We start from the raw sequence: 15,128 nt of genomic DNA, 5'->3' as shown, positions 1-15,128 counted from the left end.
ATCAGGCAAGGAGGAGCATCATACAGAAGGTGTCCTGGGTGGTCAAGCCATTCGCGGGATGATGGCACGGGTGTACCGCTGCCAAACCCTCGGTTACACTGCTCCTCTGCTGTTTTGTGTCGGGAGTGTTCATGAGCAAATTGTTCAAGTTAGCCAGCCAGTTTCAACCCGCCGGGGATCAGCCCACGGCGATTGCCCAACTGCTGGATGGCATCGAGTCGGGGCTGGCCCACCAGACCCTGCTCGGGGTGACCGGTTCGGGCAAGACCTTCACCATGGCCAACGTCATCGCCACCCTGAACCGCCCGACCATGATCCTGGCTCCCAACAAGACCCTGGCCGCCCAGCTCTATGGCGAGATGAAGGAGTTCTTCCCCGACAATGCGGTGGAGTATTTCGTCTCCTACTACGACTACTACCAGCCCGAAGCCTATGTGCCGACCACCGACACCTTTATAGAGAAGGATGCCTCGATCAACGATCACATCGAGCAGATGCGATTGTCCGCCACCAAGGCGCTGCTGGAGCGGCGCGACGTGGTGATCGTTGCTTCGGTGTCGGCCATCTATGGTCTGGGTGATCCCCAAGCTTATCTGAGCATGATGCTGCATCTCAAAGTGGGGGATGTGATTAACCAGCGGGATATTCTGCGTCGCCTTGCCGAGCTGCAGTACACCCGCAACGACATGGCGTTTCAACGCGGTACCTTCCGGGTGCGCGGTGAAGTCATCGATATTTACCCTGCCGAATCTGACAAGCTGGCGCTGCGGGTGGAGCTATTTGATGAAGAGGTGGAGCGCCTCTCCCAGTTTGATCCCCTGACCGGCGCTATCGAGCAGACGGTAGTGCGCTACACCATCTATCCCAAGACCCACTACGCCACCCCGCGCGAAACCATTCTGGGGGCTATCGAGCATATCAAGGAGGAGCTGCGCAGCCGCCGCGAGCAGCTGTTGTCCCTCAACAAGCTGGTGGAAGAGCAGCGCATCAGCCAGCGCACCCAGTTCGACATGGAGATGATGCAGGAGCTGGGTTACTGCTCCGGCATAGAGAACTACAGCCGCTACCTCTCCGGCCGTGCGCCGGGGGAGCCGCCGCCCACCCTGTTTGACTACCTGCCGGGGGATGGCCTGCTCATCATCGACGAGTCCCACGTCACGGTGCCGCAGATTGGCGCCATGTTCAAAGGGGACCGTTCCCGCAAGGAGACCCTGGTGGAGTACGGTTTCCGGCTCCCCTCGGCGCTGGACAACCGGCCGCTCAAGTTCGACGAATTTGAAGCGCTGATGCCGCAGACGGTGTTTGTCTCGGCGACTCCCGGCCCCTACGAGCTGGAGAAGTCCGGCGGCGATGTGGTGCAGCAGGTGGTGCGCCCAACCGGCCTGCTCGATCCGGAGATCGAGGTGCGTCCGGTGACCACTCAGGTGGACGATCTCCTCTCCGAGATCCGCAAGCGGGTCGCCGTCGAGGAGCGGGTGCTGGTTACTACCCTGACCAAGCGGATGGCGGAAGACTTGACCGAGTATCTGGCGGAGCACGACGTCAAGGTGCGCTACCTCCACTCCGACATCGATACTGTGGAGCGGGTGGAGATCATTCGCGATCTGCGCCTTGGCAAGTTCGATGTGCTGGTGGGCATCAACCTGCTGCGGGAAGGTCTCGACATGCCGGAGGTGTCGCTGGTGGCGATTCTGGATGCGGATAAAGAGGGCTTCCTGCGCTCCACTCGTTCGCTGATCCAGACCATCGGCCGTGCGGCGCGTAACCTCAACGGCAAGGTCATTCTCTACGGCGATACCATCACCAACTCGATGAAGGTAGCCATTGAGGAGACCGAGCGGCGCCGCGCCTTGCAGCATGCCCATAACCTCAAGCATGGGATCACCCCCAAAGGGCTCAACAAATCCATTGGCGATGTGATGGACATGGGGGGTAGCCGCACGACAGGTAAACCTGGCAAGGGGATGCGTAAGGCAGCCGAGCCGCAAGGGGAATACCATGTCCGCTCTGCCAGCGAGATTGCCAAAGAGATCAAGCGGATGGAGGAGCAGATGTTCCAACATGCCCGGGATCTGGAGTTCGAACAGGCGGCGGCACTGCGGGATCAGATCCAGCGGCTGCGCAGCGAGCTGATCGAGTCATGAGCCGCAAACGCTTGTTGATTTGGCAACGACTTCGTCGTCTCTATCAGGGCTTTCGCCATCCCGGTACCCCCTGGTGGGCGAGGGGACTGGTGATCCTTATCCTGCTCTATGGCATCAGTCCGGTGGATCTTATCCCTGACGTGGTGCCCTTGCTGGGTTGGTTCGATGATGTGACCCTGCTGCTGGTGTTGCTATGGGGCTGGGAGCGTTGTCTTCCCCCCGCAGTGCGCAGCGATCTGGAACAGGCCTCCTAGTTCACCTTTTCAACACCACGCTCGACATCACTCTGTGCGCTCCCACCCTCGAAGGAAGCGGAAAAACGGTTTCATTTGAAGGTGGGCTCTGCAGGATGAAAAAGAGGCTGGCCGGTGATTGTCGCCCGAATGGCATTGGCGTAGACTCCACGCCGTTCACTTTATGGGTATGGAAAAAATGGATCTGATCCTCTTTGCAATCGACTTTATCCTGCACGTTGACGTGCATTTGAAAGAGCTGTTCGAGAACTATGGCGTCTGGGTTTACGCCATCCTGTTTCTGATCATCTTCTGTGAAACCGGGTTGGTAGTGACGCCGTTCCTGCCGGGTGACTCCCTGCTGTTTGCCGCCGGTGCACTTACCGTGGGCAGCGTGCTGGACGTCCATACTCTGGCGGCCGTGCTGATCATCGCTGCCGTGCTGGGCAACGTGGTCAACTACACCATTGGTCACTTCTTCGGCGAGCAGCTGTTCCGCAACCCGGACTCCAAAATCTTCCGCCGCGATTATCTGGAGAAGACCCATGCTTTCTACGCCAAGCATGGCGGCAAGACCATCATCATCACCCGCTTCCTGCCCATCGTGCGTACCTTTGCGCCGTTCGTGGCAGGGATGGGGGCCATGACCTATCCGCGCTTCCTGGCGTTCAACCTGGTTGGCGGCCTGCTGTGGGTACTCTCCTTCGTTTATGCCGGTCACTTCTTTGGCAATCTGCCGGTGGTGCGTCACAACTTTACCCTGCTGATCTTCGGCATCATCGGTATCTCCCTGTTGCCCATGGTAATTGGCGCGGTCAAGGCCAAGATGAGTACAGCCAGGGCATAATCAGAAATACGGTCAACCAGAACGAGAAGGGGGAGCCATAATGGCTCCCCCTTTTTATCTTCACGCGGGCATGACACTCAGTTGCAGCAGCGCCCTTTCACCAGATTGCCGATGGCCACTACGGTGAAGACCAACAGGTAAGCGGCGAAGATGACGACCAGCCACTGGGGCATGGAGTAACCGAAGAACTGCCAGGTGATCTGGGCACAATCCCCTTCTGGCATAAAGAGCCAGGGGAGCCACTGATCGAGCGGAGCCCAGCTCGGGAAGTCGGCAAACGGGCTGCAGACGTTGAACGGGGAGGGGTTAACCTGATAGTCCACATGCTTGAGGGCCAGCTGGAAGCCGCGGAAGGCACTGTAGCCCCACAGCAACATGGCACTCCAGCGAACATACCACTTATCCGGCGCCACCATGCCGAGCAGACCAGCGGCCAGCACACCCAGGGTCGCCAACCGTTCGTAAACACACATCACGCACGGGGAGAGGCCCAGCACATGCTGGAAGAAGAGGGCGCACAACTCGAGGAACAGGGCTGATGCTGCCAACAGGCCCCAAGCCAGCCGATGGGCGGCAATACGGCGGAGAAACTCGATCATCTAATTGATCTCTCAGAAAAAACAGTGGCTGAATTAGAGCAGAGCGGAACCGAAAAGAAAAGGGCCCTGAAAGGGCCCTCGGAAACCATCTCAATTGATTAATGCAGCGCCGGTTGTACCGCTGGCAGCGCACTCTCCATCACCAGCCATCCGTGCTGATAGAACCACTCGGTGGCAGGACCAAGCAGCAATTCGACAGAGAAAAAGCCGATCAGCCCCAGCACCAGGGTGTAGGGCAGCGCCATCCAGACCATGCGGCCATAGGAGAGACGCAGCAGCGGCGCCAATGCCGAAGTGAGCATAAACAGGAAAGCGGCCTGACCATTGGGAGTGGCGACCGACGGCAGGTTGGTACCTGTGTTGATGGCTACCGCCAGCAGATCGAACTGGGCGCGGTCGATGGCACCATTGAGCATGGCCGTCTTCACCTCATTGATGTAGACGGTGCCGACAAAGACGTTGTCACTGACCATGGAGAGCACCCCGTTGGCCAGATAGAAGAGGGCCAGCTGGTTCTCCGGTTTGGCTGCCAGTACCAGCTGGATCACCGGCTTGAACAGCTGCTGATCGATGATGACGGCGACTACGCTGAAGAAGACCGCCAGCAGGGCGGTGAAGGGGAGTGCCTCCTGGAAGGCTTTACCCAGCGAGTGCTCCTCGGTGATCCCGGTCAGGGAGGTGGCCAGCACGATGACCGAGAGGCCAATCAGACCAACGGCTGCCAGGTGCATGGCCAGACCGACAATCAGCCAGACCGCAATCAATGCCTGAACGATCAGCTTGGCCTTGTCTTGCGGGCTGCGTTTTGCCTCTTCGTAGCGGTTGTACTCCTCCATGATGGCGCGCACCGTGTCCGGCAGGCGGGCGCCATAGCCAAACCAGCGGAACTGCTCCACCAGCACGCAGGTCAGCAGACCGCAGATAAAGACGGGGACGGTCACAGGGGACATACGAATGGCAAATTCGGCGAAGTTCCAGCTGGCCTGCTCGCCGATGATGAGGTTTTGCGGCTCGCCCACCAGGGTGCAGACACCACCCAGCGCGGTACCGATGGCTGCATGCATCATCAGGCTGCGCAGGAAGGCGCGAAAATCGTCGAGATCCTGGCGATTGAGCTCGGCGACTTCCTTATCATCGGTATGGTCATGGCTGTGACCAAACTCCTTGCCGGACGAGACCTTGTGGTAGATGGCGTAAAAGCCGGTGGCGACGCTGATCACCACGGCAATCACGGTCAGGGCATCGAGAAAAGCTGACAGGAAGGCGGACACCAGACAGAAGGAGAGGGAGAGCAGGATCTTGGAGCGTACGCCGATCAGCAGCTTGGTGAAGACATAAAGCAGCAGTTGCTTCATGAAATAGATGCCTGCCACCATGAACACCAGCAACAACAGCACTTCGATATTGGCGACCAGCTCGTGTTTGACCTGATCGGCGGAGGTCATGCCGATCAACACGGCTTCGATCGCGAGCAGACCACCCGGTTGCAGGGGGTAGCACTTGAGGGCCATGGCCAGGGTGAAGATAAACTCAACGACCAGTAACCAGCCCGCAATGAAAGGATCAAGGTGGAAGGCAATCGGATTGATCACCAGAAATAGCAAGATGGCGCTTTTATACCACTGTGGTGCATTGCCCAAGAAGTTCTTGGCGAATGCCTGCCCTAGGCTTATTGGCATGATAATGGGTCTCAACTTTGTTGTTAGGATCTGCTTCTATGCAGTCAAGGATGATTCGACCTGTGCCTCCCGATGTTGGCCTTTATCTGTCTGATTCCTCGTGATTTTAATCAAAAAGCGTGACGATTATAAATGATAGCCGATGGATCTCTGCCCATGTGTCTGTTTTATAACCACCTTGTCGGGGTTGGCTGGCTCCCCTGCGGCGATTAGATACATATTCCCAGCACTATATTTGCCATATGTGAGCAGAGGACTGACCTTATGCTTGCCAGCCATCATCGCTTTGATATCATTCGTCAGCCTTTTTACGCATTACAACAGAGTCAATTCATGGTTATAAAAGCGCAGAGCCCAGCTGGGTTTGCCGAGGAATACATCATCGAGTCCATCTGGAACAATCGCTTTCCTCCCGGATCTATTCTGCCCGCCGAGCGTGAATTATCCGAGTTGATCGGGGTGACGCGGACGACCTTGCGCGAAGTGCTGCAGCGACTGGCCCGTGATGGCTGGTTGACCATACAGCATGGCAAGCCGACCAAGGTGAACAATTTCTGGGAAACCTCCGGCCTCAATATTCTGGAGACGTTGGCCCGTCTGGATCAGGACAAGGTACCTGATCTGATAGCTCAGCTGCTCTCAGCCCGTACTCACATCTGCACCATCTTTATTCGCGGGGCGATCCGTCACAATCCGGAACAGGCCGCCGAGATCCTGCGTGGCGCCGATGGGGTCGAGAACAACGCCCAGGCTTATGCCGAGTTCGATTATCGCCTGCACCACCAGCTGGCGTTTGCTTCCGGCAATCCGATCTACGCTTTGATCCTGAACGGTTTCAAAGGGTTGTACAGCCGGGTTGGCAGCTACTACTTCTCCGACAAGCAGGCCCGCGAGACCGCAGATGCCTACTACAAGACCCTGCTCAATCTGGCCGAGACCAAGAACCACGAAGCCGTGTTCATGACGGTGCGTCAGTACGGTATCGAGTCCGGCAAGCTGTGGACACGCCTGCGTCAGGACATGCCAAGCGATCTGTGCGACAACTGATCCCTTGCCTGTGCTGTCCAAGAAACGCGCCATCCGGCGCGTTTTTTTATTCTGCCGTGTTTGTGTCTATCCTAGATTGGTGATGGTAATTGCTTGAACTGCATGGATATTTGGCCAAAAAGCTTGATCCAGCGCAAATGAACCCTGCATTTATCACTTTGGTGGCATAGGACCCAACCGCTGATTGAGGTCAAATGGAGGCATCAAGAGCGGAGCCAATATCCGCCAGAAGGAACACACCTTTCACCGGATGAAGGACACAACAATGAGTCTTCTTGAACACACCATCTGGACAGTACTGGGATACGGGGCCATGCCCTTTATCTTTCTGAGCGGATTCGTGGCGGTGGCAGTGACCTGTTGCATGCTGCTGAACGCGTTCGGGGTACAGTCCGCCGAGAAGTGAGTCGCTTCTCCATGCCGCCAAATGCCAGTCTTCGGACTGGCATTTGTTTTTTGTGTCTTTTAAAGCACTTATCCCGGCAGGGAAGGGGAAATCTTTGGTCAGGATGGTCGAACCTGCCGCCGATTTTGATTACACTGGCGCCCGTATTTCCCACTCACCCTTCTCTTATCAGGTGTTCAAGGTTTTCTATGGCTCTCAAGGCAACCGTATTCAAGGCCCAGATCAGTTTGTCTGATATGGATCGCAATCTGTATCAGGACTTCTCCCTCACGCTGGCGCGCCACCCCTCCGAAACCGATGAGCGGATGATGATCCGGCTGGCGGCTTTTGCCTGGCACGCCGCTGAGCGACTGGAGTTCACCAAGGGATTGAGCGCCGATGACGAACCCGAGCTCTGGTGCAAGAACTACTCGGACGAAATAGAGCTCTGGATCGAGCTGGGCCAACCCGATGAAAAACGGCTGAAAAAGGCCTGTAACCGTGCTCGTCAGGTGGTGCTCTACCTCTACGGCGGTCGTGGCACCAGCGTCTGGTGGAAGCAGAACCAGGGCAAGCTGAGCCAGCATGACAACCTCAGCATCATCGAACTCTCCGACAGCCAGACTCTGCCGCTCACCGCCATGGTCGAGCGCACCATGCAGCTCACCTGCACTATCTCCGATGGTCAGCTCTGGGTAAGTAACGGCGCACTGGAAGTGACGCTGGATCCGGTGGTGCTGATGGGCAAACCGGCCCGCGAACTGTAACGGACGCCGCCCATGTTCAGCGCCTTGCTCAATATCGTCATTCCGGTGTTCGGTGTGGTCGGGCTCGGCGCCCTCTACGGGCGATTGCGACCGGGGGCCGCGCTCGGTTACGTCAATCGGGCCAATATCGAGCTGTTTACCCCGGCGCTGGTCTTCTCAGCGTTGGTCAAGTATCCGCTGGCGCTGGCGGAGCATATGCCGCTGATTGCGGCGGGGGCGCTGGTTATTCTGTTACCCGGTCTGCTGCTTGCGTTGTTCAAACTCAAAGGGATTGAGCGGGCAGCCCTGATCTTGCCCGCCATGTTCCGAAATACCGGCAATCTCGGTATCCCCTTGATGGTGCTGGCATTCGGCGAGCAGCAACTGGGGGCCATTGTGATCCTTTTTGTGCTCTCCAATCTGCTGCACTTCTCGGTCGGTATGTTTATCCTCTCTGCCAATACCTCCCGCTGGCTGTGGCTGCGCAGCCCGGTGCTGTGGTCCGCGCTGGCCGGTTTGCTGGTGGCCAACCTGCATATCACGTTGCCGGAATATGTGGTGACCACGGCCTCGCTGCTTGGCCAGATCTCGGTGCCCCTGATGCTCTTTGCGCTGGGTATTCGCCTGATGGAGGGGGAGCTTGATCACCTTGGCCTCGCGCTCAAGTGCAACCTGCTCTATCTGCTGGCGGGGGGATTGTCGCTGCTGCTGGCGATCTGGCTGTTGCCCCTCAAGACGGAGTGGATCCCGCTGTTGATGTTGTCGGTTTCCTTGCCTCCTGCTGTGTTGAATTACATGCTCTGCGAGCAGTATCACTGCCAGCCGGACAAGGTGGCCAGTATCGTGCTCGGCGGTAATGCCCTCTCTGTGCTGGTGATCCCGCTGGCGGTCTGGTTGGCACTTCATCTGCCTGGCTAAGTCAGATTGCATCGGTGCGGCGGTGCAATTCACTGTGCAATGCTTGATCGAACCGAGTCACAGTCGTTCGCATCTCATCCTTGCAGGGGAAAGTTAGCCTATCAGGATCAGCAAGCTTTTCCATGCCATCTCTGTCCATCATTGCCTCCGTAATATATCTGTCGTCCCCGTATCCGGCCCCTGAGCCCCGAGCCTAAGGGTGACAGCTATAGTATGAAAAAGAGCTGACTGACACTGTTCAACCAATGCCAGTGAGGGAAACCGGATGAGCACAAGTGAGCAATCTGATCCTGTGGGGCAGGCAAAATCGCGCTATGACCCGGCATTGCCTACCGGTTATGACTGGCGCAGACACCGCCGTTTTATCCTCAGTGGCGGTGGTTACAAGGCAGAATGCAGCCGTCGCAACTGGTTTTTGGAGTTGCTCAACCCTGTGCCCTATGTGGTGGTGCGCGACATAGCCATCGGCGGCATTGGCATTCTGGGGGCCATACGGTTGAAAGAGGGTGATGAGCTGGTGATTGCCATTCCCTCTGGCGAGAAGCTGCGCGGTCTGGTCGTGAGATCCCAGCCAGACCCACTTTTTCCCAAACTCTATCGTACCGGTATTCGTCTGCATCGTTATCCGACGGCCGAGCTGTTTGCCCGCTGGCAAAGTTACATTCAGCCGCAAGATAAAGCGGATTTCGACCATGAGTGTCAAGTCTTGAAACAGGTACGTGGCGCGTGAGCCAAACGCCATTTCAGTGGCTGTTTTTCCCACCTTCAGCATGATTTGTCGATGGATTCCGCAGATCTGCAGGCTTGGCTGTCCCGAGTGGTTTATCTTGCTGCATGTGTTTTCATCTTTATGTTTTTATTGAATTTTATCTGTGCCTCTGAAGTCGCGGAGGATGCGGATCTTTTTCCCTTTTCGTGATCCCCCCCGAAGTAGTTCCCCCTGATATCCCTTAGTATCTGGCCAGCATGACTCCCTTTAGGGGGAGGATAACAAGAACAAAAAGGAATGATGGATGAGATCCGTGAGCAACCAGTGTCTGTTGATGCAGATCCAGCCGACCATCTTGCGCTTTGCCAAGATGCTGGCGAGTGTGCTGCAGCTTGAGGTCGAGATTGTGGATGCCGATATGGTTCGGGTGGCTGGCACCGGGCCCTATGGCAAGTTCTTCGGACGTCAGCTGGAGGGGGATTCCCGCCTGCTGCGCTATGTGATTGATAATCAGCGGGAGAAGATCGTTACCCACACCAGCGATGATCCCGTGTGTGACGGCTGTACCTGCAAGGAGAGCTGCCGTGAGCGCGCCTTCCTCGGGGTGCCCATCATGGTGGACGAGCGCTGCATAGGGGTGATCAGTCTGGTGGCCTTCAGCGACGAGCAGCAGGCGCGCCTCAACAACAATCTGCAGGATGTGTGCGACTATGTGCGCCACATTTCCACTATCTTTGTGGCCAAGTTGCTCGATTCACGCGGGCTGTCGGACGGGGTCAACAAGGTGTTCCTCAATCTGATGACCAATATGGATCAGGGTTGCCTGCTGCTCGATGACAAGAGTCAATTGCTCTACGCCAACGAGGCGGCACTCCATCATCTGGGTTGCCAGCAGGAACAGCTGCAGGGGCGCGAAGTGGGGATCCGCCCGCTCACCTTCTCCCAGCAGGGGCTGAGTGGTCATCTTCAGCACATCATCACTTTTGAAGGTCGTCAGGAGCTGATCATCGGCCAGCTACATCATGTGCAGGGCCAGCAGCTCTTTCTGATGGCGTTTCACCAGTCCCACTCCGGTCAGGTTCAGGAGCCGGATCCGGATGTGCGGATCGATCAGCTGATCGGCGAGAGCAAGCCGATGCGCACCCTCAAACGACTGCTGCACCGCATCGCCCAGAGTCCCTCCAGCGTGCTGATTTGTGGCGAGAGCGGCACCGGTAAAGAAGTGGTGGCCCGCGCCGTCCATCGCCTCAGTCCGCGTCAGGACAAGCCTTTTATTGCCATCAACTGTGCCGCCATTCCCGAACAACTGCTGGAGAGCGAGCTGTTTGGCTATGTGAAGGGCTCCTTTACCGGCGCTTCCAGCGGCGGCAAGCAGGGCCTTATTCAGGCGGCCCATCAGGGCACCCTGTTCCTCGACGAGATTGGCGACATGCCGCTCACCATGCAGGCCAAGCTGCTGCGAGTGCTGGAGCTGCGGGAGGTGACCCCCATCGGGGCCAGCCGACCGGTGCCGGTGGATATCCGCATCATCGCCGCCACTCACCAGCATCTCGATCAATACATCGCCGAAGGGAAGTTTCGCGAGGATCTCTACTACCGCATCAACGTCATCCCCCTCAACCTGCCGCCACTGCGGGAGCGGGAAGGGGACGTGGAGCTGCTGACCCACTACTTCCTCAACCTGCACACCAGCCGGATCGGCATCGTCTATCCCGGTCTGGCACCCGAGGTGATGGCGCTGCTCAAGGGGTATCGCTGGCCGGGCAACGTGCGCGAGCTCAGCAACCTCATCGAATATCTGGTCAACGTCAGCCAGGCGGGCGAGGTGATTGACGCCAGCCTGCTGCCCCCCAACATCATCCGCAATCAGGAGCCCCATCACGTCTCCGCCCAGTCGATCCCGGTGACCAATCTGGATGCGGCGTTCAATGTGCCTGCCACAGCGCCGCTCGCCGCCACGCCGGAGAAACTGCCTGAACCCGTCCCTGGTGAGAGCGGCCTTGAGAGCATGGAGAAACAGATGATAGAAGAGACCCTGCAGCGGCTCGGCAACAAGAAACTGGCCGCACAGGCGCTGGGGATTGGGATTGCTACCCTCTATCGCAAGATAAAGAAGTACGAGATTGCCGTGCAGAGCTGAGGCGCTGGCGACATCTATCCGGCCCGTGTCGTTTATCAGACGACACGGGTTTTTTATGGGAACAAGGTTCTGCGCCATTGCCCGGTCGGTGATGAACAGATTGGCGGGGAAGGGGGGGGCGGACAGAATGCAAAAAGCCCGCTCGATGAGCGGGCTTTTTTAATTTGGTGCGTCCTAGTGGATTCGAACCACCGACCCCCACCATGTCAAGGTGATGCTCTAACCAGCTGAGCTAAGGACGCAGGGTACGCAATGCGACTTTTATTTCTTTATGCAGAAGTGGTGGGTTTAATTGGATTCGAACCAACGACCCCTACCATGTCAAGGTAGTGCTCTAACCAACTGAGCTATAAACCCACATCTGGAATAACTGCAAAGTTTTGAAACTGAATGGTGCGTCCTAGTGGATTCGAACCACCGACCCCCACCATGTCAAGGTGATGCTCTAACCAGCTGAGCTAAGGACGCATAATCAGTGTTCTGTAATGGTGCGTCCTAGTGGATTCGAACCACCGACCCCCACCATGTCAAGGTGGTGCTCTAACCAGCTGAGCTAAGGACGCATCACAGAAAAAGTGGTGGGTTTAATTGGATTCGAACCAACGACCCCTACCATGTCAAGGTAGTGCTCTAACCAACTGAGCTATAAACCCACTTTCTCTTACTTCACTACGCCAGCGCTGCTGACGTGGTCGGCATACTACCCATGCCCCCCAAGGCTGTCAACAGGCCATATGCACAAAGGAGACTGTTTGCCCAGTTCTTGCGCAGCCTGTTGATTTTGCAGGCGAGTTGTCGCTTGCCAAGCCCTGTTACTGAGATCGCGACAGGGTAGTGCATGCCTCCGGAGTGGCAAAACGGCCATAGATGTAGCGCAATCTCGCCCCCAGCATCAGGGCCGCACTGGTGAGGCCGACGATAAAGCCGATCCAGAAACCCTGCGGCCCCATCCGCGGCACCAGCCAGTCGGTGAGACCCAGGATCATGCCGGTGGGCAGCCCCAGTCCCCAGTAGGCGACGATGGTGACGTAGAAGATCGCCTGGGTATCCTTGTAACCGCGCAGTGCGGCGGCCGCGACCACCTGCACCGAGTCGGAGATTTGATAGATGGCGGCGAAGAACAGCAAAATGGCAGCCAGGACGATCACCTGCTGATCATCGGTATAGATGGAGGCGATCTGCTCGCGCAGCAGCACCGTCATGGCGGCAGTGGCAGCGGCGATGGCCATCCCCAGCATCAAGCCGGTGCGAGCCGCTACCCGAGCATGATGGGGCTGCCCTTCACCTATGCTGTGGCCGACCCGGATGGTGACACCCACCCCGATGGAGAGGGGCAACATAAAGACCAGGCTGGAGAAGTTGAGGGCAATCTGGTGACTCGCCACCGTCTCGGCACCGAAGGGGGCCAGCATCAGGGCCACCACGGTAAACAGGGTCACCTCGCAGAAGATCGCCATGGCGATGGGGAAGCCCAAGCGGAACAAGCGCCAGATCCGGCTGCCGTTGGGGCGAGCCAGCTGGGAGAAGAGGCGGATCTCGGTGAAGTGACGGGAGAGCTTCACATAGAGGATCATCGCCAGCAGCATTGCCCACAGCACGATGGCCGTGGCCACGCCACAACCCACCCCGCCCAGTTTCGGCATGCCGAAGTGGCCGTGAATGAAGATGTAGTTGGCGGGAATATTGACCGCCAGCCCGACAAAGCCGATCACCATGGTAGGCATGGTGTGGGAGAGCCCCTCACTGAAGTTGCGCAGCACCTGGAACATCACGAAGGCGGGCAGGCCCCACAGGATTGCGTGCAGATAACCAGTGGTCTTGGCCGCCATCACCGGCTCCACATCCATGAACTGCAACGCCAGCGGGCTGTAATAAAGCGCAATCATCGCCAGCGGGGTGACGATCAGTGCCAGCCAGAAACCCTGATGAACGGCCGGGCGAATGGCTTCGCGTTTACGGGCGCCATTGAGCTGGGAGACGATGGGGGTGAGCGCCATGATGATCCCCTGCACCAGCAGGATCACCGGTAGCCAGAAGCTGGACGCCACCGACACGGCGGCCAGATCGACTGCACTCACCTGACCCGCCATCACGGTATCGACGAAGTTCATGGCGACCTGGGCCACCTGGGCGACCAGAATGGGGCTGGCTAGACGGACGAGCTGCTTCGCCTCGGACCAATAACGTTGCACTGACACCTCCGAGTGGATCAGATAAGAGTAAAAAAGAGCGGAAATCGGGAAGAGCCTTTGCACTTTCGGATGAAAGTGCAAAGGGTGGGGGAGGCATTCTAGCCTGAAATTCAGCCAAGACGAAATAGTTGCCACCCCAAGGGGCAGGATCAGGCGTCTTCGTGATCGCTGATCAGCAGGTTGGCTGCGGCATAGGCAGCCTGTTCGCGCAGTTCGGCGGGCACCCGCTCATCGGCGGCGACCGCGTTGAGGGCACGGATGGTGGCGGCGATGGCGTTTGGCACATAGCCCTGCTCGCCGGAGCCAATCTGGTTATAGGCGATACGGATCGCTTCACAGCACTCATAAACCATCATGATTTGCTTCCTTGAAAGTAAAAAGGCGAGCAAATATAGCGGTTTTGCTCCCATTTTGTCAGTCTCACGGTTGTAATTTACGGCAAGCCCGTTAGTTTGATTACCCCCTTTTCCTGTTTCGGCCTCTTTGATGCTGCTCTCTTCGCGCAACTCACTGGCGATCTTCCTGACGCTGTTTGCACTTCTCGCTCTGACGCTTAAGGATGGCGCGGACAAATATCTGGTACTCCATGGCTACTCCGTGATGGAGATGGTCTGGTTTCGCTTCTTTGTTCCTTTCCTCGGTCTGCTGCTGTTGTTGCCAAGGCGCACCATGTCGGCGCTGCTGGCGGTGGATCGCTGGCTATTGTTGCGCTCGCTGCTGTTTCTGGTCTGTGCGCTGGTCTCGGTGATTGCGCTGGCCCATGTACCGCTCAACGTCTACACCATCATCTGCCAGCTTGGTTCGCTGGCCTTCGTGGTGGCGGGCGTGATCTTTTTCAGGGAGCGTCTGACCCGGGCCAAGGTGGCGGCCGTGCTGTTGGGGTTGTTTGGCGTGCTGGTGGTGACCCATCCTGACGGGGGCGACGCGAACCTCTACTATCTGCTGCCACTGGTCATTGTACTGGCCAACACCGGCTACAACCTCATCACCAAGCTGGTGGATCCACGTCTGACCACCCTCGATATCCTGATCGTCACCTGCTTCATGCTGGGGATGGTGGCAATGGTCGCACTCTGCTGGCAGCCTGCACTGTGGCGCTTTCCGGCGCTTGCCGACTGGCCCTATCTGCTGGCGCTACCGGTGGTGACCCTGCTCTCCCAATATTGCCTTATCAAGGCGATGCAGTATGCGCAGGCCTCTACTCTGGCGCCCTTCTTCTATTTCCAGATCTTTTTTTCTACCCTCTGCGGCTATCTGATGTTTGGTGAAATGCCGACCGTCAGTAGTATGGCGGGGTGTCTACTCATCGTGCTGGCTGGCATAGTGGTCATCCATTCCCAGCGCCGGGCTCGTGTGCAGGCGCGGTCTGAGGCGGCGGAGCAGGTGTGACAGTTTGTACGAAACGAATTGTGTAAAAAACGGATTATGTAAAAGAAGCGGCCACAGGCCGCGATAAAAAACAGAGCGTGTTACCAGAAACAAAGAGGTG

General features: G+C 57.5%; 14 protein-coding genes and 5 tRNA genes. 10 read left to right on the top strand and 9 right to left on the bottom strand.

Features of this window, described 5'->3' with window-relative positions; translation table 11 throughout:
- The first annotated feature begins 131 nt into the window (after positions 1-131).
- The 3 genes from uvrB to AB5Z05_RS09680 all read left to right on the top strand — a co-directional run bounded on the left by uvrB (position 132) and on the right by AB5Z05_RS09680 (position 3,224).
- Positions 132-2,144, top strand: coding sequence for an excinuclease ABC subunit UvrB (gene uvrB, locus AB5Z05_RS09690; RefSeq protein ID WP_368151243.1), 2,013 nt, complete (start codon positions 132-134; stop codon positions 2,142-2,144).
- Positions 2,141-2,398, top strand: coding sequence for a YkvA family protein (locus AB5Z05_RS09685; RefSeq protein ID WP_193859254.1), 258 nt, complete (start codon positions 2,141-2,143; stop codon positions 2,396-2,398). Before uvrB ends, AB5Z05_RS09685 begins: the two co-directional genes overlap by 4 nt.
- A gap of 178 nt (positions 2,399-2,576) precedes the next feature.
- Positions 2,577-3,224 (top strand): DedA family protein, encoded by a 648-nt coding sequence (locus tag AB5Z05_RS09680; RefSeq protein ID WP_040069761.1) that lies wholly within the window; start codon positions 2,577-2,579, stop codon positions 3,222-3,224.
- A gap of 77 nt (positions 3,225-3,301) precedes the next feature.
- Here the strand turns inward: AB5Z05_RS09680 and dsbB are convergent, their stop codons facing one another.
- Together dsbB and nhaB are read right to left on the bottom strand one after the other, a co-directional pair.
- Positions 3,302-3,823 (bottom strand): disulfide bond formation protein DsbB, encoded by a 522-nt coding sequence (gene dsbB / locus AB5Z05_RS09675; RefSeq protein WP_005336895.1) that lies wholly within the window; start codon positions 3,821-3,823, stop codon positions 3,302-3,304.
- 98 nt (positions 3,824-3,921) lie between these two features.
- On the bottom strand, positions 3,922-5,502 hold the full coding sequence (gene nhaB, locus AB5Z05_RS09670; RefSeq protein ID WP_064338053.1) for a Na(+)/H(+) antiporter NhaB: 1,581 nt from the start codon (positions 5,500-5,502) through the stop codon (positions 3,922-3,924).
- A gap of 333 nt (positions 5,503-5,835) precedes the next feature.
- Here nhaB and fadR point away from each other — a divergent pair, with 333 nt between their 5' ends.
- From fadR to AB5Z05_RS09640, 6 genes are all read left to right on the top strand, one after another.
- Positions 5,836-6,549 carry a fatty acid metabolism transcriptional regulator FadR gene (gene fadR, locus AB5Z05_RS09665; RefSeq protein ID WP_026034983.1) on the top strand — a complete coding sequence of 238 codons (714 nt, stop codon included), beginning with the start codon at positions 5,836-5,838 and terminating at the stop codon, positions 6,547-6,549.
- A gap of 265 nt (positions 6,550-6,814) precedes the next feature.
- On the top strand, positions 6,815-6,955 hold the full coding sequence (locus AB5Z05_RS09660) for a TIGR02808 family protein (protein WP_005345965.1): 141 nt from the start codon (positions 6,815-6,817) through the stop codon (positions 6,953-6,955).
- A gap of 188 nt (positions 6,956-7,143) precedes the next feature.
- Positions 7,144-7,701 carry a YaeQ family protein gene (locus AB5Z05_RS09655; protein WP_005336887.1) on the top strand — a complete coding sequence of 186 codons (558 nt, stop codon included), beginning with the start codon at positions 7,144-7,146 and terminating at the stop codon, positions 7,699-7,701.
- A gap of 12 nt (positions 7,702-7,713) precedes the next feature.
- Positions 7,714-8,598, top strand: coding sequence for an AEC family transporter (locus AB5Z05_RS09650; RefSeq protein ID WP_247822717.1), 885 nt, complete (start codon positions 7,714-7,716; stop codon positions 8,596-8,598).
- A 265-nt stretch (positions 8,599-8,863) separates the two neighbouring features.
- The gene (locus tag AB5Z05_RS09645) at positions 8,864-9,328 is read left to right on the top strand and encodes a hypothetical protein (RefSeq protein WP_076491525.1); all 465 of its coding nucleotides are present in this window, start codon (positions 8,864-8,866) and stop codon (positions 9,326-9,328) included.
- A 283-nt stretch (positions 9,329-9,611) separates the two neighbouring features.
- Positions 9,612-11,447: a sigma 54-interacting transcriptional regulator gene (locus AB5Z05_RS09640; RefSeq protein WP_227096458.1), complete on the top strand. Its 1,836-nt coding sequence runs from the start codon at positions 9,612-9,614 to the stop codon at positions 11,445-11,447.
- Between the two features lie 165 nt (positions 11,448-11,612).
- On the opposite strand, the gene AB5Z05_RS09635 is transcribed toward AB5Z05_RS09640, so the two are convergent.
- From AB5Z05_RS09635 to AB5Z05_RS09605, 7 genes are all read right to left on the bottom strand, one after another.
- Positions 11,613-11,689, bottom strand: a tRNA-Val gene (locus AB5Z05_RS09635).
- 38 nt (positions 11,690-11,727) lie between these two features.
- Positions 11,728-11,804 (bottom strand) — tRNA-Val (locus AB5Z05_RS09630).
- 34 nt (positions 11,805-11,838) lie between these two features.
- Positions 11,839-11,915 (bottom strand) — tRNA-Val (locus AB5Z05_RS09625).
- A gap of 18 nt (positions 11,916-11,933) precedes the next feature.
- Positions 11,934-12,010: transfer RNA gene (locus AB5Z05_RS09620), tRNA-Val, on the bottom strand.
- A gap of 13 nt (positions 12,011-12,023) precedes the next feature.
- Positions 12,024-12,100: transfer RNA gene (locus AB5Z05_RS09615), tRNA-Val, on the bottom strand.
- 159 nt (positions 12,101-12,259) lie between these two features.
- Positions 12,260-13,639: an MATE family efflux transporter gene (locus AB5Z05_RS09610; protein WP_040069252.1), complete on the bottom strand. Its 1,380-nt coding sequence runs from the start codon at positions 13,637-13,639 to the stop codon at positions 12,260-12,262.
- A 149-nt stretch (positions 13,640-13,788) separates the two neighbouring features.
- Entirely contained in the window at positions 13,789-13,995 is a 207-nt protein-coding gene (locus tag AB5Z05_RS09605; RefSeq protein ID WP_005336882.1) for a YaeP family protein, read from the bottom strand.
- A gap of 130 nt (positions 13,996-14,125) precedes the next feature.
- Between AB5Z05_RS09605 and AB5Z05_RS09600 the strand changes: the two genes are divergently transcribed.
- Positions 14,126-15,028: a DMT family transporter gene (locus AB5Z05_RS09600; RefSeq protein ID WP_368151239.1), complete on the top strand. Its 903-nt coding sequence runs from the start codon at positions 14,126-14,128 to the stop codon at positions 15,026-15,028.
- The last annotated feature ends 100 nt before the right edge of the window (positions 15,029-15,128 follow it).

Origin of the sequence: Aeromonas sp. R2-4 (assembly GCF_040908365.1) — a bacterium.
In the GTDB taxonomy this organism is placed as follows: domain Bacteria; phylum Pseudomonadota; class Gammaproteobacteria; order Enterobacterales; family Aeromonadaceae; genus Aeromonas; species Aeromonas veronii.
The sequence above is the reverse complement of the archived record's forward strand: the minus strand, read 5'-3'. Positions and strand labels throughout refer to the sequence as shown.

What these genes read in the sequence shown, in the direction of transcription:
- uvrB (WP_368151243.1), top strand. Translation starts at nt 132, where the DNA reads ATGAGCAAATTGTTCAAGTTAGCCAGCCAGTTTCAACCCGCCGGGGAT.
- AB5Z05_RS09660 (WP_005345965.1), top strand. Translation starts at nt 6,815, where the DNA reads ATGAGTCTTCTTGAACACACCATCTGGACAGTACTGGGATACGGGGCC.
- AB5Z05_RS09600 (WP_368151239.1), top strand. Translation starts at nt 14,126, where the DNA reads ATGCTGCTCTCTTCGCGCAACTCACTGGCGATCTTCCTGACGCTGTTT.
- dsbB (WP_005336895.1), bottom strand. Translation starts at nt 3,823, where the DNA reads ATGATCGAGTTTCTCCGCCGTATTGCCGCCCATCGGCTGGCTTGGGGC.
- nhaB (WP_064338053.1), bottom strand. Translation starts at nt 5,502, where the DNA reads ATGCCAATAAGCCTAGGGCAGGCATTCGCCAAGAACTTCTTGGGCAAT.
- fadR (WP_026034983.1), top strand. Translation starts at nt 5,836, where the DNA reads ATGGTTATAAAAGCGCAGAGCCCAGCTGGGTTTGCCGAGGAATACATC.
- AB5Z05_RS09650 (WP_247822717.1), top strand. Translation starts at nt 7,714, where the DNA reads ATGTTCAGCGCCTTGCTCAATATCGTCATTCCGGTGTTCGGTGTGGTC.
- AB5Z05_RS09680 (WP_040069761.1), top strand. Translation starts at nt 2,577, where the DNA reads ATGGATCTGATCCTCTTTGCAATCGACTTTATCCTGCACGTTGACGTG.
- AB5Z05_RS09640 (WP_227096458.1), top strand. Translation starts at nt 9,612, where the DNA reads ATGAGATCCGTGAGCAACCAGTGTCTGTTGATGCAGATCCAGCCGACC.
- AB5Z05_RS09655 (WP_005336887.1), top strand. Translation starts at nt 7,144, where the DNA reads ATGGCTCTCAAGGCAACCGTATTCAAGGCCCAGATCAGTTTGTCTGAT.
- AB5Z05_RS09685 (WP_193859254.1), top strand. Translation starts at nt 2,141, where the DNA reads ATGAGCCGCAAACGCTTGTTGATTTGGCAACGACTTCGTCGTCTCTAT.
- AB5Z05_RS09645 (WP_076491525.1), top strand. Translation starts at nt 8,864, where the DNA reads ATGAGCACAAGTGAGCAATCTGATCCTGTGGGGCAGGCAAAATCGCGC.
- AB5Z05_RS09605 (WP_005336882.1), bottom strand. Translation starts at nt 13,995, where the DNA reads ATGATGGTTTATGAGTGCTGTGAAGCGATCCGTATCGCCTATAACCAG.